Source organism: Klebsiella sp. GFKo11 (assembly GCF_056490265.1).
In genome coordinates this window covers 5,060,103-5,076,973 of the sequence record NZ_CM151369.1, presented here as the reverse complement: position 1 = coordinate 5,076,973, position 16,871 = coordinate 5,060,103, and the positions used below count along the sequence as shown (strand labels likewise).

At 51.3% G+C, this 16,871-nt stretch carries 17 protein-coding genes and 1 tRNA gene; 11 read left to right on the top strand and 7 right to left on the bottom strand.

Annotation, left to right across the window (positions count from 1 at the left end):
• Positions 1–22: 22 nt before the first annotated feature.
• Positions 23–1,390 (bottom strand): murein transglycosylase D, encoded by a 1,368-nt coding sequence (mltD, locus tag AC07P6_RS24485; protein WP_112213997.1) that lies wholly within the window; start codon positions 1,388–1,390, stop codon positions 23–25.
• Positions 1,391–1,461: 71 nt separating this feature from the next.
• The gene (gene gloB / locus AC07P6_RS24480) at positions 1,462–2,217 is read right to left on the bottom strand and encodes a hydroxyacylglutathione hydrolase (RefSeq protein ID WP_434660057.1); all 756 of its coding nucleotides are present in this window, start codon (positions 2,215–2,217) and stop codon (positions 1,462–1,464) included.
• 33 nt (positions 2,218–2,250) lie between these two features.
• Here gloB and AC07P6_RS24475 point away from each other — a divergent pair, with 33 nt between their 5' ends.
• Positions 2,251–2,973, top strand: coding sequence for a class I SAM-dependent methyltransferase (locus AC07P6_RS24475; protein WP_478314904.1), 723 nt, complete (start codon positions 2,251–2,253; stop codon positions 2,971–2,973).
• On the opposite strand, the gene rnhA is transcribed toward AC07P6_RS24475, so the two are convergent.
• Positions 2,970–3,437, bottom strand: coding sequence for a ribonuclease HI (rnhA, locus tag AC07P6_RS24470; protein ID WP_182236483.1), 468 nt, complete (start codon positions 3,435–3,437; stop codon positions 2,970–2,972). The genes AC07P6_RS24475 and rnhA overlap by 4 nt on opposite strands.
• 65 nt (positions 3,438–3,502) lie before the next feature.
• Here rnhA and dnaQ point away from each other — a divergent pair, with 65 nt between their 5' ends.
• Positions 3,503–4,234: a DNA polymerase III subunit epsilon gene (gene dnaQ / locus AC07P6_RS24465; RefSeq protein WP_434660056.1), complete on the top strand. Its 732-nt coding sequence runs from the start codon at positions 3,503–3,505 to the stop codon at positions 4,232–4,234.
• Between the two features lie 132 nt (positions 4,235–4,366).
• A tRNA-Asp gene (locus AC07P6_RS24460) sits at positions 4,367–4,443 on the top strand.
• A 68-nt stretch (positions 4,444–4,511) separates the two neighbouring features.
• Here AC07P6_RS24460 and AC07P6_RS24455 read toward each other — a convergent pair.
• The gene (locus AC07P6_RS24455; RefSeq protein WP_478317080.1) at positions 4,512–5,390 is read right to left on the bottom strand and encodes a LysR family transcriptional regulator; all 879 of its coding nucleotides are present in this window, start codon (positions 5,388–5,390) and stop codon (positions 4,512–4,514) included.
• A 104-nt stretch (positions 5,391–5,494) separates the two neighbouring features.
• Here AC07P6_RS24455 and eamB point away from each other — a divergent pair, with 104 nt between their 5' ends.
• Positions 5,495–6,088 (top strand): cysteine/O-acetylserine transporter, encoded by a 594-nt coding sequence (eamB, locus tag AC07P6_RS24450; protein ID WP_478314903.1) that lies wholly within the window; start codon positions 5,495–5,497, stop codon positions 6,086–6,088.
• Positions 6,089–6,119: 31 nt separating this feature from the next.
• On the opposite strand, the gene AC07P6_RS24445 is transcribed toward eamB, so the two are convergent.
• Both AC07P6_RS24445 and fadE read right to left on the bottom strand, forming a co-directional pair.
• A complete protein-coding gene (locus AC07P6_RS24445; protein WP_478314902.1) occupies positions 6,120–6,890 on the bottom strand; it encodes an amidohydrolase in 771 nt (256 codons plus the stop codon).
• A gap of 167 nt (positions 6,891–7,057) precedes the next feature.
• Positions 7,058–9,502, bottom strand: a complete 2,445-nt coding sequence (fadE, locus tag AC07P6_RS24440) for an acyl-CoA dehydrogenase FadE (protein WP_182236499.1) — start codon at positions 9,500–9,502, stop codon at positions 7,058–7,060.
• A gap of 238 nt (positions 9,503–9,740) precedes the next feature.
• On the opposite strand from fadE, the gene lpcA reads away from it, so the two are divergent.
• Together lpcA and AC07P6_RS24430 are read left to right on the top strand one after the other, a co-directional pair.
• The gene (gene lpcA / locus AC07P6_RS24435; RefSeq protein ID WP_123755557.1) at positions 9,741–10,322 is read left to right on the top strand and encodes a D-sedoheptulose 7-phosphate isomerase; all 582 of its coding nucleotides are present in this window, start codon (positions 9,741–9,743) and stop codon (positions 10,320–10,322) included.
• A 43-nt stretch (positions 10,323–10,365) separates the two neighbouring features.
• Positions 10,366–11,133, top strand: coding sequence for a class II glutamine amidotransferase (locus AC07P6_RS24430; protein ID WP_182236502.1), 768 nt, complete (start codon positions 10,366–10,368; stop codon positions 11,131–11,133).
• Here the strand turns inward: AC07P6_RS24430 and dpaA are convergent.
• Entirely contained in the window at positions 11,104–11,844 is a 741-nt protein-coding gene (gene dpaA / locus AC07P6_RS24425; RefSeq protein ID WP_112214007.1) for a peptidoglycan meso-diaminopimelic acid protein amidase, read from the bottom strand. The genes AC07P6_RS24430 and dpaA overlap by 30 nt on opposite strands.
• Positions 11,845–12,258: 414 nt before the next feature.
• Here dpaA and AC07P6_RS24420 point away from each other — a divergent pair, with 414 nt between their 5' ends.
• The 5 genes from AC07P6_RS24420 to nqrE are packed head-to-tail and all read left to right on the top strand — an operon-like array spanning position 12,259 to position 16,865.
• Positions 12,259–13,602, top strand: a complete 1,344-nt coding sequence (locus AC07P6_RS24420) for a Na(+)-translocating NADH-quinone reductase subunit A (RefSeq protein ID WP_434660054.1) — start codon at positions 12,259–12,261, stop codon at positions 13,600–13,602.
• A gap of 3 nt (positions 13,603–13,605) precedes the next feature.
• Positions 13,606–14,844: an NADH:ubiquinone reductase (Na(+)-transporting) subunit B gene (locus AC07P6_RS24415; RefSeq protein ID WP_478314901.1), complete on the top strand. Its 1,239-nt coding sequence runs from the start codon at positions 13,606–13,608 to the stop codon at positions 14,842–14,844.
• Positions 14,837–15,631: a Na(+)-translocating NADH-quinone reductase subunit C gene (locus AC07P6_RS24410; protein ID WP_478314900.1), complete on the top strand. Its 795-nt coding sequence runs from the start codon at positions 14,837–14,839 to the stop codon at positions 15,629–15,631. The genes AC07P6_RS24415 and AC07P6_RS24410 overlap by 8 nt, the downstream gene beginning before the upstream one ends.
• Positions 15,624–16,262: an NADH:ubiquinone reductase (Na(+)-transporting) subunit D gene (locus tag AC07P6_RS24405; protein ID WP_110273895.1), complete on the top strand. Its 639-nt coding sequence runs from the start codon at positions 15,624–15,626 to the stop codon at positions 16,260–16,262. The genes AC07P6_RS24410 and AC07P6_RS24405 overlap by 8 nt, the downstream gene beginning before the upstream one ends.
• A 6-nt stretch (positions 16,263–16,268) precedes the next feature.
• Positions 16,269–16,865 (top strand): NADH:ubiquinone reductase (Na(+)-transporting) subunit E, encoded by a 597-nt coding sequence (gene nqrE / locus AC07P6_RS24400; RefSeq protein WP_110273894.1) that lies wholly within the window; start codon positions 16,269–16,271, stop codon positions 16,863–16,865.
• Positions 16,866–16,871: the final 6 nt, after the last annotated feature.

The window sequence follows — 16,871 nt, the reverse complement described above, 5'->3', positions numbered from 1 at the left end:
TTTTAAAATGAATCCTGGGCTATCAGGATTCAGGTCTGTCGCTGTTTTTCACAAACAGAGTTAACTGATCGCCAGGTTTCAGGTTGCCGGTATCGTTATTCCAGCGCATCACATCGCGAATGTTCACGCCATGGCGTTTTGCAATACTCGATAGCGAGTCGCCTTTGCGCACGCGATAAGTGATGCTATCGCTATTGTTTGCCAGACGCTCTGCACTGCTACCTGCACCGATTACGAGACTCTGACCCACTTTCAGGTTTGATCCGCGAATACCATTCCATTGCTGCAGATCTCTCGTTGATACACCGAGTCGAGATGCTATACCGGAGATAGTATCTCCAGAACGCACTTTGTAACTACGACTGGTCAACGGTCTGTTGTCCGCAAGCTGAGTCGGCTGCACGGCAGCAATGTCACCGGAAGCCAAAGACTCACGCAATTGAGCTGCATGTTTCTGCGGCACCAATACATAGTTAGGCCCATTAGCGCCCAGGGTCGAACCCTTAACACCTGCGTTGAACGTCTTCAGCTTACTAACCGGCATTCCTGCCATATCGGCTAGCTGTGAAATCTCAACCGGGTTGTCGAGGCGTACACGTGCCAGCGCTCGGCTTTCGTCTGCTGTGGGCAGTTTTACGCCATACTGCTTGCTGTTCTTGAGAATATCACTCAAAGCCAGCATTTTAGGTACGTAGATTTTGGTTTCCTGAGGTAATGAGAGTGACCAAAAATCTGTGGGTTTTCCACGTGATTTGTTGGCTTTAATTGCCTTCATTACCCGGCCTTCGCCGCTGTTATATGCTGCGACAGTTAACAACCAGTCGCCGTCGAACATTTTGTTCAGACGTTGCATCATATTCAGCGCTGCAGTTGTTGAGGCGACGATATCACGACGCGCATCATAACTGCGGGTTTGCTTCAGACCATAATTGCGCCCGGTGCTCGGAATGATCTGCCAAATACCTGCGGCATTGGCACCAGACGTTGCATGCGGGTCAAAAGCGCTCTCCACTATGGGTAGTAATACCAGTTCCATAGGCATGTTACGTTTCTTAACTTGCCCGGCTATCCAGTACATATACGGCTCTGCCCGTAAAGTTACATCGTGGAGATAGCTCTTATTTCTCAAATATTTCTGTTTTTGTTCGCGAATCCGGACATTTTCCGGAATTCCCATCTTCAGCTCGTCGCCAATGGAAGCCCACAGATCCTGGTCTTGCGCGTAGAAGGTTCCATCATCTAACCAGCGCGCTTGACTTGTGAACTTACCTGCTTCCCCTTGACTCGCTGCAGAAAGGCTCTGTGCGTGCTGTTGAACGGTGCCATCGTGTTTAGACGCCTGGCACCCTACCAGCAGGACAGAGACGAGTAAAATCGCTCGTGCCTTCATGTGTGTGTCAATAGTTGCTTAAAAGACGAGCAAGAATAACGGTGAAGTCGACCGAAGACAAGAATTAAATATCAGAAGACGTCTTTCTTTGACCTTAACCATGCAAATCTCTCAATAGAGTGTTGCAAATTTGTTTCTTTGGAAATTTCTTTAATTAAATCATCATCATCTGTGCGTAAAAATAAATTTATACGACGCTCATTTTTCAGAATTACGGGCAGTGTATTTTGTTTTTTTGCACGTAACTCATTAACTTTGTGGTAGTAATCATTTATATCCCTATCCAGGGGCAGGATGCTTAATGCAAACTTCATGTTTGCTAAAGTGTACTCATGTGCGCAACATATTAACGTTTCATCCGGAAGAGCGCTGATCTTCATAAATGATTGATACATCTGCTCTGGTGTGCCTTCAAATAACCTACCGCAGCCACCTGAAAACATAGTGTCGCCGCAGAACAGATAAGGTTTCATGAAGAAACAGATGTGTCCTAAAGTGTGACCCGGAGTGGCGAAAATAGAAAATTCACGCTCTAAAACGGAGATGCTATCGCCATCAGCCACAAGGTGAGTGGTTCCCTTATCCAGGGTTTCTGCCGGCCCGTAAACCACGATTGTAGGAAATTTCTCGCGAAGTTGTTTTACTCCGCCAACGTGATCGTGGTGGTGGTGAGTCAATAGAATAGCTTCTGGTTGCCAGTGGTTCTGTTCTATTGCGGTCAACACGGGGGCCGCTTCGCCAGGATCGACTATCAGACAGCGTCCACTATCCTCAGCAAGAACCCAGATGTAGTTGTCCTGAAATGCGGGAATACTGATAAGATTCATAAATTACCTCTCAAAGCATAGCGGAAGGTTGTGATGAAGCCGGCAAGGATACCTCATACAGTGGCAGCGCCCGAGCATTGGTCCAGCATGCCGTGGGGTGAATACTATCGCGAATCACTAGAACGGCAGATGAAACCGTGGCTGGCTAAATTATATGGTTTTCATTTACTTAAAATTGGCAATCTGAGCGCGGAAATCAATACCGAATCCTGCGCTATTTCTCATCAGGTGAATGTTTCTTTGCAGGGTAACCCGATACAGGTGAAAGCCGACCCATTGTATTTACCTTTTGCCGAGAAATCAGTTGATGCCTGTGTACTGGCTCATACTTTGCCATGGTGTAGCGATCCGCACCGCCTGCTGCGGGAGGCGGACAGGGTGCTGATTGATGATGGCTGGATTATTTTAACCAGTTTCAATCCAATGAGTCTGATGGGGTTACGTAAGCTAGTACCCGTGTTACGCAATAAGACCCCGTATAACAGCCGGATGTTTACGTTGACGCGCCAGCTAGATTGGCTGGCGTTGCTGAACTTTGAAGTGCTCCACTGTGGTCGCTATCAGGTGCTACCCTGGTCCCGTCATGGGGGGAAAATGCTTAGTACGCATTTACCCGCTCTGGGCTGCTTACAGCTGATTATTGCTCGTAAACGCACCATACCCTTGACGCTAAACCCGATGAAATCGGGTAAAGCAAAAAACCGGATACGGCAGGCTGTCGGCGCCACACGACAGTGGCGCAAAGGGCAGAATTAACTTTCTGCCTTATAACCGGTATCGTCCTGGGTGGGGTTAGAGGCTGCTGCGCGTGCCAGTTCGTCGCAGCGTTCATTTTCCGGATGGCCGGCATGGCCTTTGACCCATTCCCATTTTATCTTGTGTTGGCCCAGCGCTGTGTCCAGTCGCTGCCAGAGATCGACGTTTTTGACTGGTTTTTTGTCCGCGGTTTTCCAGCCGCGTTTTTTCCAGTTATGGATCCACTGAGTAATCCCCTGGCGAACATACTGGCTGTCGGTGCTGAGAATCACTTCGCACTGTTCTTTCAGCGCTTCCAGAGCGACAATTGCCGCCATCATCTCCATGCGGTTATTAGTCGTAAGATTAAAACCTTCGCTAAAGGTTTTCTCTTTCCCCCGATAGCGTAAAATTGCACCGTAACCGCCTGGGCCTGGATTTCCCAGACAAGAGCCATCGGTGAAAATTTCTACCTGTTTGAGCATCTCTGGTAGACTTCCTGTAATTGAAATCGATACGTAAAACGGTAAGTCTGACATAAATGACCGCTATGAGCACTGCAATTACACGACAGATTGTTCTCGATACTGAAACCACCGGTATGAACCAACTCGGTGTTCATTATGAAGGGCACAAGATAATCGAGATCGGCGCGGTGGAGGTGATTAACCGCCGCCTGACCGGGAATAACTTCCACGTCTATTTAAAACCAGATCGGCTGGTGGACCCTGAAGCATTTGGTGTTCACGGTATTGCTGATGAATTCCTGATGGATAAGCCAGTGTTTGCTGATGTTGCCGATGAGTTTATGGATTACATCCGCGGTGCGGAACTGGTCATCCATAACGCATCGTTCGATATCGGCTTTATGGACTATGAGTTTGGCAAGCTTAAGCGTGGAATTCCGAAAACCGATACGTTTTGTAAGGTCACCGATAGCCTGGCCCTGGCGCGTAGAATGTTCCCGGGCAAGCGTAATAGCCTTGATGCACTTTGCTCGCGTTATGAAATAGACAACAGTAAGCGAACGCTGCACGGGGCGTTGCTCGATGCCCAGATTCTGGCTGACGTTTATCTGATGATGACCGGTGGCCAGACAACAATGGCTTTCTCGATGGAAGGGGAAGGGCAGCAGCAGGCCGGAGAAATAGGAATACAGCGCGTTGTCCGGGCTGCCAGTAAATTACGTGTGCTTTATGCATCGGACGAAGAGCTGATGAACCATGAATCGCGGCTCGATCTGGTACAAAAGAAAGGCGGGAGCTGCCTGTGGCGGGCCTGAATTGTCGGAATATGCATGAAAAATAGTCCGATGGGCGATTTTTGCAGCAAGCGATTCATAAATGAAGAAAAACCATTGACTGAGTAGAGGGGAAACCGTAGTATCTGCCTCGTTCCCAAGGGAACAGTAAGTGGAGCGGTAGTTCAGTCGGTTAGAATACCTGCCTGTCACGCAGGGGGTCGCGGGTTCGAGTCCCGTCCGTTCCGCCACTATTCAGAAAGCCTGAATCAGCAATGATTCAGGCTTTCGTCGTTTTAGGCCTGTGCAATTTTATGAATCAGATCTTCAGGCACTCTTCCATACACTCGACAAAGACCTGCATCGCCGGGCTGACAACTTTGCCCGCGTGATACCCGCATACCGCATTAATAGTCAGCGGTTTTTTACTGAAAGGCAGTTCCGCCAGTTTACCTTCACGCAATTCTTGTTCTACGGCAAATCGCGGCAGGTAGCTTACGCCGAGATTACCCGCCACGCATTGCTTGATACTTTCGATACTCCATAGCTCAATCGTATTTTCCAGGGTAATGCCGCGCTTGCGCAGCTCGCTTTCAAATATTTGTCGGAAAATGCACTGTGGCTCATTGATGATAAAACTCAGCGGAATGTGTTGGTCCCGGCGCATAAAGTTAACCGGAGCGTGTTCCGGTGAAGCGACCAGTACCAGTTGCTGATCGCCAAAGTGGTGAATTTTCAATGCTTCATCATTACCGACACGGTAAAACACCCCGAGATCGACATCATCATCCAGCAGGGCATCGCGAATCGAATAGCAATTTAACGATTGCAAAGATAAACGAACCTTTGGCGCCCGCTGCTTAAAGCGTTGTAAAACGGCGGGGATTTTATATGCCAGCAGCGTTTCCCCGGTGGCAACACGGAGCTCTCCACTCGGCTCCTGATCCTGCCTGGCGGCATGGCGAATGGACTCCATCACTTTTATCAGCTCGTGGATGTGGGGAAGAATATTTTTCCCGGCTGTAGTCAGGCACATCCGGCGGCCGATTTTTTCAAAAAGCTGGATAGACAGCTCTTGCTCAAGTTGTTGAATGTGAAATGTCACTGTTGATTGCGTACAGCATAGTTTCTGCGAAGCGCGTAAAAAGGAGCCCTCCTCAACAACCGTTTTGAGCGTGACAAAGCGACGTAAGTCCATCATGACCTCAATGTATCGAAATTATCGAATTTAGAATGAAATAATATTCATTTTTTTAAATGATTTATATCGGGTACTGTCGGCTAAAAAACAGGAGAAGACAAGTGACCTCAGCCCTGATAAGCGCATTTTTAACCTACACCCTGATAACCGCATTGACCCCCGGGCCGAATAACATTCTTGCGCTGAGCAGCGTAGCTTCACATGGGTTGCGCAAAAGCATGTTCGTGCTGGCCGGGATGAGCGTGGGGTTTATTATTACGATGCTGATTTGTGCTGGCCTGACGTTTTCGTTAGTTATGCTCGATGAGGGATTATCCCGGACACTGAGTTGGATTGGTGCTGCCTATATTCTTTGGTTAGCGTGGCAAATAGCGAAGAGTAAACCCGCTGGTAATGACCTCAGCGGCAAACCGGTAAGTTTTTGGATGAGCTTGGGCCTACAGTTTGTGAATGTTAAAATTATCCTTTATGGGATTACGGCACTATCGACCTTTGTACTGCCGGTGACGCGTGATCCTGTTTGGCTGGTGAGCGTGAGTTTGCTTCTTGCGGCAATTGGGACTTTCGGCAACGTGTGTTGGGCGCTGGCCGGGCATCTGTTTCAGCGCTTATTCCTGCATTATGGGCGTCAGGTAAATTTCCTTTTAGCTTTGTTACTGGTCTACTGTGCAGCAAGGATCTTGTTTAAAATATAGAAAAGGGAGCATTGGCTCCCCTTTATTTGCATTAGTTGAGTGTGAAAGGGTCCGCATCCTGCCAGGCCGGAAACTTTTCGCGATACTCTTTAAGCGCTGTTAATGACAGTTCAGCACCCAGGCGCGTAGCCTGATGCGGTTCGGCGGTGGCGATTATCTCTCCTTGTGGGGTGATAATTCGGCTGTCTCCCCGATAGTGATGGCCGTTGCCGTCGGTACCTACGCGGTTACAACCGGCGACGTAGGCCTGGTTTTCAATTGCTCGGGCGACCAGTAATGCCTGCCAGTGGGTGGAGCGCGGTGCTGGCCAGTTGGCAACGTAAAGTGCTAAATCATAGTCATTATGGTTACGTGACCACACCGGGAAGCGCAAGTCGTAGCATACCAGCGGCAGAATTCTCCAGCCGCGCCATTCAAAAATCACGCGTTCGCTACCAGCCTCATAATGATGATGCTCATCCGCCATGCGAAACAGGTGTCGTTTATCATAAAAATGCGTTTTACCATCAGGCTCAACCAACAGAAATCGGTTAACGGGCCCGCGTTCCGTTTGCAGTGCTGCACTGCCTGCGATTAGCGCGTTGGTTTGCGCGGCCTTCGCTTCCATCCAGGCAATAACATCCTCTTGCGCCAGTGACTGCTTTGCCGCCTCCATCGCGAAACCGGTAGTGAACATTTCCGGTAGAACAATCACATCGCGCCCGGTAATTCCTTCCAGTTGACGATCGAAATGGCGCAGGTTGGCGGGACCGTCCATCCACACCAGCGGTTGTTGTAAAAGGGTAATTTTCAGTCCGGGCACAATGATGAACTCCAGTATCAAGAGAGGCTTATTATTACTTTAACACCATATCAGCCAGTGGATGGCTGGCGGAATATTTTGTTAATAAAATGATAAGTTGGGAGGCGGGCAAAAAAATGAGGCGGGGGAGCCCGCCTCGATCGTGATGTTGTTATATTATGGTTTTTTTATGCCGCTTCAATCTTGCGTACTTTCTCCGGTAGCTTTACCGGGCGGGTCGCCAGCTCATCCGGGGCGAAGTCGTCGACGTTAATACTACGCAGGCGACTGGTTTCGGCACGAACCAGAATATCAGCCTCATCCTGATTAATTAACCCTTTGGCCAGCGCGTTATGGGCCAGTTCGTCAAGACGGGTAAACGACAGGTTCTTACCCAGCTCTTTGCAAATACGCTGGTGGATGGGGTCGGCTGCCATAACATCGAGCAGCGCCTCTTCCAGCAATCCAACCGGGTTATGCTCGCTCGGCGTCAAGTACTGACCGCGGCCGATACGAGAACGAGTCGCGCTCGGAACCTGCAGAATTTTCGCTACTTTATGATCCAGCTTATCTGAAGGAGCCAGATAATGACGCCCGGTCGGGAAGATGGCTACGCGAAGCGCTCCGGCCACCAGACGATTTGGGAAGTTGACCAGCAGATCATCAATGGCCTGTTCTGCCTGATACAGTGCATCCTGCACGCCCCAGTGAACCAGCGGCAAATCTGCTTCGTTACGCCCTTCATCGTCATAGCGCTTCAGCACCGCAGAGGCCAAATAGAGCTGGCTCAGTACATCGCCCAGGCGCGCTGAAATACGCTCGCGACGTTTCAGACTACCGCCCAGTACCGCCATTGAGACATCGGACAGCAGGGCCAGGTTGGCGCTCAGGCGATTCATATGCTGATAGTAGCGGCGAGTGGCATCGCGGGTCGGTGAACTGCTGGTGAGGCCGCGAGTCAGACCCAGCCAGAAGCTGCGTACTTTGTTGCTACCCACATGACCGATATGTTTGAACAGCAGCTTATCGAATGCGTTAACATCGTTATTCTGCGCGGCGGCCATTTCATCCAGCACGTACGGATGGCAACGAATCGCCCCCTGACCGAAGATCATCATGCTGCGGGTGAGGATATTCGCCCCCTCCACGGTGATAGCGATTGGTGCGCCCTGATAGGCTCGCGCCAGGAAGTTACCGCTGCCGAGCATAATGCCTTTACCGCCGGTAATATCCATTGCGTCAATGATCGAGCGCTGGCCGCGATGGGTACAGTGATATTTCACAATTGCCGATAGTACCGCCGGTTTTTCACCGAGCATAATACCGTAGGTAATCAGCGAGGCTGCGGCATCCATCACGTAGGCGTTACCTGCAATACGCGCCAGCGGTTCTTCAATCCCTTCCATTTTACCGATAGAGATTTTGAACTGGCGGCGAATATGCGCGTAGGCGCCGGTAGCCATGGCGACGGATTTCAGGCCGCCCGTGGCATTGGACGGTAACGTGATGCCGCGGCCCACGGATAAACATTCAACCAGCATCCGCCAGCCCTGACCGGCCATCGACGGGCCGCCAATGATGTAATCGATAGGAACAAAAATATCTTTACCCTGGGTCGGGCCATTCTGGAACGGAACGTTCAGCGGGAAGTGGCGACGACCGATCTCAACGCCTGGTGTGGCTGTTGGGATCAGGGCACAGGTGATACCCAGCTCTTCTTCACCACCCAGCAGGCGGTCGGGGTCGGAGAGTTTAAACGCCAGTCCCAGTACCGTGGCGATTGGCGCAAGCGTGATGTAGCGTTTGTTCCAGGTCAGGCGCATACCCAGTACCTGTTGGCCCTGCCATTCGCCCATGCAGACCACGCCGGTGTCCGGAATGGCCCCAGCATCTGAGCCTGCTTCCGGGCTGGTCAGCGCGAAGCACGGAATTTCCTGACCGCGCGCCAGACGTGGCAGATAGTGATTCTTCTGCTCTTCGGTGCCGTAATGCTGCAGCAGTTCGCCTGGGCCTAATGAGTTAGGTACACCGACGGTAATCGCCAGAATCCCGGAAACGCCGGACAGTTTTTGCAGCACGCGCGCCTGGGCGAAAGCAGAAAACTCCAGGCCGCCGTACTCTTTCTTGATGATCATCGCGAAGAAGCGATGCTCTTTCAGATAAGCCCACAGCTCCGGCGGTAGATCGGCCATCTCGTGGGTAATTTCGAAGTCGTTCGCCATGCGGCAGGCTTCTTCAACCGGGCCGTCAATAAAGGCTTGTTCTTCAGCGGTCAGGCGCGGCTGCGGGTAGTTGTGCAGCTTCTGCCAGTCAGGGTTACCGCGAAACAGGTCGCCTTCCCACCAGGTGGTACCGGCATCAATGGCTTCTTTTTCAGTACGCGACATCGGCGGCATAACCTTGCGGAAAGCGCGAAATGCAGGAACTGAAATCATTGATTTACGCATTGGCGCAAAGTTAAACGGCAGGAGAATGATAGCCAGCGGTACCAGTAGCCAGATATTCCACAGTCCAGCAACGCCGAGTGCCGCAGTCCAGGCAAGCAAAATCGCGCTGCTAAGCAGCAGATTGATTCGGTGATAGAAGAGCGCACCGAGTAAAACAACGGTTGCAACAATACTCAAAATCATCATAAAGAAATGCTCCCTGTCTTGTAGGAGGTCTGACCACTTGTGATGATATGGTTGTAGTGGATGTAATTTGTTTTAGCAATATGTTTACAAAATAATTACAACATTGCTCACATTGTTGTACGGAAATGCGGCACATAAAATCAAAACCGCAGGGGATAGATCCGTCTGCTGCTTCTCGCTTCGGCGGCTATCCGGTAAACTGCCTGAGTTATCCCACAAATACTGAAGGATTATCCTCATGTACCAGGATCTTATTCGTAACGAACTGAACGAAGCGGCGGAAACGCTGGCTAATTTTCTGCAGGACGATGCCAACATTCATGCTATTCAGCGTGCAGCGGTGCTGCTGGCAGATAGCTTTAAGGCTGGCGGCAAAGTTCTTTCCTGCGGTAATGGCGGTTCTCACTGCGATGCGATGCATTTTGCGGAAGAACTGACCGGGCGTTATCGTGAAAATCGCCCGGGCTATCCGGCAATTGCGATTTCAGACGTGAGCCATCTCTCTTGCGTCAGTAATGATTTTGGCTATGAATATGTTTTTTCTCGCTACGTTGAGTCGGTGGGCCGCTCAGGCGACGTGTTGCTGGGGATTTCTACTTCCGGTAACTCTGGCAACGTTATTAAAGCGATTGAAGCCGCTCGCGCTCAGGGGATGAAAGTCATCACTCTGACCGGCAAAGATGGCGGTAAAATGGCGGGCTCTGCGGATGTTGAAATTCGCGTACCGCATTTTGGCTATGCCGATCGCATTCAGGAAATTCACATTAAAGTGATTCATATCCTGATTATGTTGATTGAAAAAGAGATGGTTAAAGCCTGATAAATCGCGGGGGTGACTCCCGCATTGTTGTATGAGGTGATCTATGTGCGAATTGCTCGGGATGAGCGCGAATGTGCCAACAGATATTTGCTTTAGTTTTACCGGGCTGGTGCAGCGCGGTGGCGGAACTGGGCCGCATAAAGACGGCTGGGGCATTACCTTTTATGAAGGTAAGGGCTGTCGCACATTTAAAGATCCACAGCCTAGCTTTCAGTCACCGATTGCTAAGCTGGTACAGGACTATCCCATTAAATCATGTTCAGTCATCGCCCATATTCGCCAGGCTAACCGGGGGATCGTCGCGCTGGAAAATACTCATCCGTTTACCCGTGAACTCTGGGGACGTAACTGGACCTACGCGCATAACGGCCAGTTAGAAGGATATGAGTCTCTGGAGACGGGAAATCTGCAGCCAATTGGCGAGACGGACAGCGAGAAAGCCTTCTGCTGGTTACTGCATAGCGTAACTGAACGCTATCCCAATACGCCGGATGATATGGTCGAGGTGTTTAGATTTATCGCTACGCTTGCCGGAACGCTGCGCGAAAAAGGCGTGTTTAACATGCTGCTGTCCGATGGACGCTATGTGATGGCGTTTTGCTCAACCAATTTATACTGGATCACGCGACGCGCGCCGTTTGGTGTAGCAACGTTGCTGGATCAGGATGTGGAAATCGATTTTCAACGCGAGACCACACCGAATGATGTGGTCTCCGTGATCGCCACTCAGCCGTTAACTGGCAACGAAACCTGGAATAAGATCATGCCAGGCGAGTGGGCATTATTTTGCCTCGGGGACCGTGTAGTTTGATGCGAGCTGCGGCTGGACAACTTCGTGGCTGAGCGGCTTGCTTACCACGTAGCGGCCATCGGCCACTGAGACTACCGGCGGCTTGTGCGTCTGCTGGAAGTAATCATAGCCAGGTTTCAGCTGTTTCCAGAAATCGGTGAAATAGGAAAACTTGTGACGGGCCATGTTGGCATCGGTCATGCGGAAAGGATAAATGCTGACCTGGACGCTGGACTGACCGAAGACTAGCGCCCCGGTGACGAACTGGAAAATCTCATCAATACCGGTATCGGTCATGGCATAACAGCCGACTGATACGCACGCGCCGTGAATCATCAGGTATTTACCTTCATAACCATGCGCACGATCGTAGGCGTTCGGGAAGCCGATATTGATTGCTTTATAGAAGCGACTGTCAGGTTTTAGCTGATTGCGGGAAACGTTATAGAAACCTTCCGGGCTCTTAAAATCGCCCTGACGCTGCTTGGGTCCGAGACCACCGGAGTAGTTGCAGATCCGGTAGCTATCGAGAAGCTGATAGGTTTCGCCCATTTTGACGTAAAGATCGAGCATGCGCTCTTCTTTAAAGATCTCAATGTAGACCGGTGAGCCCATTAATTGCTGCTTATATTCTTTGCTCATCGGTGTTGTCGAGCTATTACTGCTGAGTAACCCTGCGAATGACACGCATGGCAACAGAAGCATCGCAATAAATAATGCGATTTTGCGCATACTACTTGTTCCTTGATAAAACAAATAACCACATTGCCAGGACGGCAAGAGAGATCCGAAATCAGAGTTTTCTGGATTTAGAGCGCTCACATTAGCATCACGGCAGTTTTTCGCAAGCACGACGTGCTGCGTTTACGTTTTAGTTTCCTGTTATAGCGAATCTCACGGCAAAGCGCAGTCAGAACTTTGCGTAATAGCTCGCATTTTAGAACGACTTAATGGCGGTTTGTCTACAGGCGCTGCTCACGAAATGTTACACTTGGTCTGCTAAATGATCAGGGTAAGAAAGGATGCTTCTCTCCCATCTTGTGAATCACCAGGACTATGGTGTTCCTTTCTTCCTCTTATTTTTCCATCAATGATGCTGGCCTCGGCCTGATGCCGGGGTTTAAGTAACGGATACCTGCTAACGATATGATTAAAATCACGAAAGGGCTAAATCTGCCCATAGCTGGCATGCCATCACAGCAAATTTCTTCTAAGACTGCGGTCAAACGCGTTGCGCTGTTAGGTGAAGAGTATATCGGTATGCGCCCCTCGATGGCGGTGCGTGAAGGCGACCGGGTGCAAAAAGGCCAACTCCTGTTCGAGGATAAAAAGAACCCTGGCGTGCGTTTTACCGCCCCCGCGAGCGGAATCGTTAGCGCCATTCACCGCGGCGAGCGACGGGTTCTGCAATCGGTTGTTATCGATGTCGAGGGAGAGGAGGCCATTCATTTTCCCCGTTATGAACCCGCTGACTTTGCTGGATTAACGCGTGAGAGCGTGCAGCAACAGCTGCTGGAGTCCGGGCAGTGGACTGCATTTCGTACCCGTCCTTTCAGCAAAATTCCGGCTCCGGGCAGCGTGCCAGCGGCGATTTTTGTAACTGCGATAGACACCAACCCGCTAGCAGCCGAACCTCAGCCCATCATCCTGGCCCAGCGCGACGCTTTTGATGCCGGGCTGACGGTGCTGACGCGTCTGACTGACGGTCAAGTTCACGTGTGTCAGGCCAGCGGCGGCAAGCTTGGTGGGCATCCTGTTGGGCAGGTGACTTTCAACCAGTTCACCGGGCCACATCCGGCAGGGCTACCCGGAACTCACATCCATTTTCTGGAGCCGGTTAGCCTGAAAAAGCAGGTCTGGCATCTAAACTACCAGGACGTCATCGCTATCGGCAAATTATTCCTCGAAGGGGAAATATATAGCGAACGCATTATTGCTCTCGGTGGTCCGCAGGTAAAAGAGCCTCGTCTGTTAAAGACTTGCTTAGGTGCCAGCCTCGATGAGCTGCTTGTCGATGAGCTGCTTGATGATGAAAACCGCGTTATTTCGGGTTCAGTTCTCAGCGGAACCCATGCCTATGGACCCCATGCTTTCCTTGGGCGCTTTCATTTACAGGTCAGCGTGGTGAAAGAGGGGCGTGAAAAAGAACTGTTCGGCTGGGTGATGCCGGGGAAAGATAAATTCTCCATTACCCGCACCACGCTTGGTCATTTCCTCAAGCATAAGCTGTTTAACTTCTCGACGGATACCCACGGCGGCGAGCGGGCTATGGTGCCAATTGGTAACTATGAGCGCGTGATGCCGCTGGATATTTTGCCCACGATGTTGCTGCGAGATTTGCTGGCGGGTGATACCGATAGCGCGCAGGCGCTGGGCTGTCTGGAGCTGGATGAGGAAGACCTGGCACTGTGCACCTACGTATGCCCCGGCAAATATGAATTTGGCCCGGCGTTGCGCAGTGTGTTAACCCAGATTGAGCAGGAAGGATAAGTGATGGGCTTAAAGCAAATTTTTGACAAACTTGAGCCGCACTTTACGCATGGCGGCAAGCTGGAAAAATACTATCCGCTGTTCGAAGCGACGGCGACGCTGTTTTACACTCCGGGGCAGGTGACGCGCGGTGCGGCGCATGTCAGAGACGCCATCGACCTCAAGCGGATGATGATTCTGGTGTGGTTTGCGGTTTTCCCGGCGATGTTCTGGGGAATGTATAACGTTGGTCAGGAAACCATCCCGGCACTGCATAAATTATACGGTGTTGAACAACTGCAGCAGGTTATCGCCGGGAACTGGCACTACAGCATTGCACAATGGCTGGGGGTGAACTTCACTGCTGATGCCGGTTGGCTCAGCATGATGACGCTGGGGGCGATATTCTTCCTGCCCATCTACATCACGGTGTTTCTTGTCGGCGGATTCTGGGAGGTTCTGTTTGCTATCGTGCGTAAGCACGAAATAAACGAAGGCTTCTTCGTTACCTCAATCCTGTTCGCATTGATAGTGCCGCCTACTCTGCCGCTGTGGCAGGCCGCATTGGGGATCTCATTTGGCGTTGTTATCGCCAAGGAGATTTTTGGCGGCACCGGGCGCAACTTTCTTAACCCGGCGCTGGCTGGGCGTGCGTTTTTATTCTTTGCCTATCCGGCGCAAATTTCTGGCGATCTGGTGTGGACCGCGGCGGATGGTTTCTCCGGCGCAACACCGCTATCCCAGTGGACGAGCGGTGGTGGTGAATCACTGGTTAACGTTATTACCGGCCAGCCGATCGGTTGGATGGACGCCTTCCTGGGCAATATTCCTGGCTCGATTGGCGAAGTCTCGACGCTGATGATTCTCATCGGCGGTGCAATTATCATCTTCGGTCGCGTGGCCTCCTGGCGCATTGTCGCTGGGGTGCTGATCGGTATGGTTGCCACCGCGACCCTGTTTAATTTCATTGGCTCTGATACCAACCCGATGTTTGCCATGCCGTGGTACTGGCATCTGGTGCTTGGCGGTTTCGCCTTCGGCATGATGTTTATGGCCACGGACCCGGTATCCGCGTCCTTTACGGATAAAGGAAAATGGAGTTATGGCCTGCTTATCGGCGTGATGTGCGTGCTGATTCGCGTGGTCAACCCGGCCTATCCGGAAGGGATGATGCTGGCGATCCTCTTCGCCAACCTCTTCGCTCCGCTGTTTGATTACCTGGTGGTGCGAGCCAATATTAAGCGGAGGAAGTCGCGTGGCTGAGAATAAAAGTAACGATAGCATCGGCAAAACGCTGCTGGTGGTGCTGGTGCTTTGTCTGGTCTGTTCCATCGTGGTCGCCGGTTCTGCCGTGGGGCTGAAGTCGCGCCAGCAGGAGCAGCGCGCGCTGGACAAACAGCGCAATATCCTGGCGGTTGCAGGGCTGATGAAGCAGGGGATGAATGCAGATGAAGTGGCTGGCATTTTTAATGCCCGGATCTCTCCACGATTAGTCGATTTAGCCACTGGTGAACTGCTGGATAAAGATCCGAGCAAGTTTAATCACTCCCATGCGCTGAAGGATCCGCAGCAGAGCATACAGTTGGAAGCCAGTCAGGACCCGGCCGGAATCAAACGCCGCAGCAATATTGCCGAAATTTATCTGGTGCGCGATGAGAAGCAGCAGGTTCAGGAAGTCGTATTGCCAATTTACGGTAACGGCCTGTGGTCGGTGATGTATGCCTTTGTTGCGCTGGAAACCGATGGCCGTACGGTTAAAGGGATTACTTATTACGATCACGGTGAAACGCCAGGATTGGGCGGGGAAATAGAAAACCCGAACTGGCGTCAGCAGTTTGTTGGTAAACAGGTACTTGACGACAAAGGCATGCCAGCGCTGAAAATAGTAAAAGGCGGTGCGCGTCCGGGTGACGTTCATGCTGTTGATGGCCTGTCAGGCGCAACGCTGACCGCGAACGGTGTCCAGCATAGCTTTGATTTCTGGATGGGCAAACTGGGCTTTGGTCCATTCCTGAATAAGGTGCGCGAAGGGGAGCTGAATAATGGCTGATTTGGGCGACATGAAAGAAATGAAGCGTGTGCTGGTGGGGCCGCTTATCGCGAATAACCCCATTACTCTGCAGGTTTTGGGCGTATGTTCTGCACTGGCTGTAACCACCAAGCTGGAAACCGCTTTTGTTATGACCATCGCAGTAACGCTGGTTACGGCATTCTCCAGCATGTTTATCTCTATGATTCGTCACCATATTCCTAACAGCGTGCGCATCATTGTACAGATGGCGATTATCGCCTCACTGGTTATTGTGGTTGACCAGCTGCTACGTGCCTTTGCCTATGAGACCTCGAAACAGCTATCAGTGTTTGTCGGGCTTATCATCACTAACTGTATTGTAATGGGGCGGGCGGAAGCCTATGCCATGAAGTCGCCGCCGCTGGCGAGTTTTATGGACGGTATCGGCAACGGTCTGGGATATGGTGCGATTCTGTTGATTGTCGGCTTCCTGCGCGAACTTATTGGCAGCGGCAAACTGTTTGGCATCACTGTGCTGGAAACGGTGCAGAACGGCGGCTGGTATCAGCCAAATGGTATGTTCCTTTTGGCACCGAGCGCATTCTTCATTATCGGTTTGTTGATTTGGGCCGTGCGCAGCTGGAAGCCTGAACAGCAGGAAAAGGAGTAACCGATTATGGCTCATTACATTAGCCTGTTTGTCCGCGCTGTGTTTGTTGAAAACATGGCGCTGGCCTTCTTTCTGGGGATGTGTACCTTCCTCGCGGTATCGAAAAAAGTCTCGACCTCCTTTGGGCTTGGCGTTGCAGTAACGGTCGTGCTTGGGCTGGCCGTGCCTATCAATAACCTGGTGTATAACCTGGTGCTACGCGACAGCGCATTGGTGGAGGGTGTTGACTTAAGTTTCCTCAACTTCATCACCTTTATCGGGGTTATCGCAGCGCTGGTGCAGATTCTGGAAATGATCCTCGATAAGTACTTTCCGGCGCTCTACAACGCGCTGGGGATATTCTTACCGCTGATCGCCGTTAACTGCGCGATTTTTGGCGGTGTCTCATTCATGGTGCAGCGTGACTATAACTTCACCGAATCCATCGTGTACGGTTTTGGCTCTGGTATTGGCTGGCTGTTGGCGATTGTGGCGATGGCTGGCATCCGTGAAAAAATGAAATACGCAAACGTGCCCGCAGGCCTGCGCGGGTTAGGGATCACCTTTATTACCACGGGACTGATGGCGCTGGGCTTTATGTCATTCTCCGGTGTGCAGCTATAAGGGCGG

Bases quoted from the DNA above. Each gene is read 5' to 3' on its own strand.
- AC07P6_RS24430 (WP_182236502.1), top strand. From the start codon at position 10,366: ATGTGCGAATTGCTCGGGATGAGCGCGAATGTGCCAACAGATATTTGC.
- gloB (WP_434660057.1), bottom strand. From the start codon at position 2,217: ATGAATCTTATCAGTATTCCCGCATTTCAGGACAACTACATCTGGGTT.
- AC07P6_RS24455 (WP_478317080.1), bottom strand. From the start codon at position 5,390: ATGGACTTACGTCGCTTTGTCACGCTCAAAACGGTTGTTGAGGAGGGC.
- nqrE (WP_110273894.1), top strand. From the start codon at position 16,269: ATGGCTCATTACATTAGCCTGTTTGTCCGCGCTGTGTTTGTTGAAAAC.
- AC07P6_RS24420 (WP_434660054.1), top strand. From the start codon at position 12,259: ATGATTAAAATCACGAAAGGGCTAAATCTGCCCATAGCTGGCATGCCA.
- AC07P6_RS24405 (WP_110273895.1), top strand. From the start codon at position 15,624: ATGGCTGATTTGGGCGACATGAAAGAAATGAAGCGTGTGCTGGTGGGG.
- lpcA (WP_123755557.1), top strand. From the start codon at position 9,741: ATGTACCAGGATCTTATTCGTAACGAACTGAACGAAGCGGCGGAAACG.
- dpaA (WP_112214007.1), bottom strand. From the start codon at position 11,844: ATGCGCAAAATCGCATTATTTATTGCGATGCTTCTGTTGCCATGCGTG.
- mltD (WP_112213997.1), bottom strand. From the start codon at position 1,390: ATGAAGGCACGAGCGATTTTACTCGTCTCTGTCCTGCTGGTAGGGTGC.
- AC07P6_RS24475 (WP_478314904.1), top strand. From the start codon at position 2,251: ATGAAGCCGGCAAGGATACCTCATACAGTGGCAGCGCCCGAGCATTGG.
- fadE (WP_182236499.1), bottom strand. From the start codon at position 9,502: ATGATGATTTTGAGTATTGTTGCAACCGTTGTTTTACTCGGTGCGCTC.
- dnaQ (WP_434660056.1), top strand. From the start codon at position 3,503: ATGAGCACTGCAATTACACGACAGATTGTTCTCGATACTGAAACCACC.
- rnhA (WP_182236483.1), bottom strand. From the start codon at position 3,437: ATGCTCAAACAGGTAGAAATTTTCACCGATGGCTCTTGTCTGGGAAAT.
- AC07P6_RS24415 (WP_478314901.1), top strand. From the start codon at position 13,606: ATGGGCTTAAAGCAAATTTTTGACAAACTTGAGCCGCACTTTACGCAT.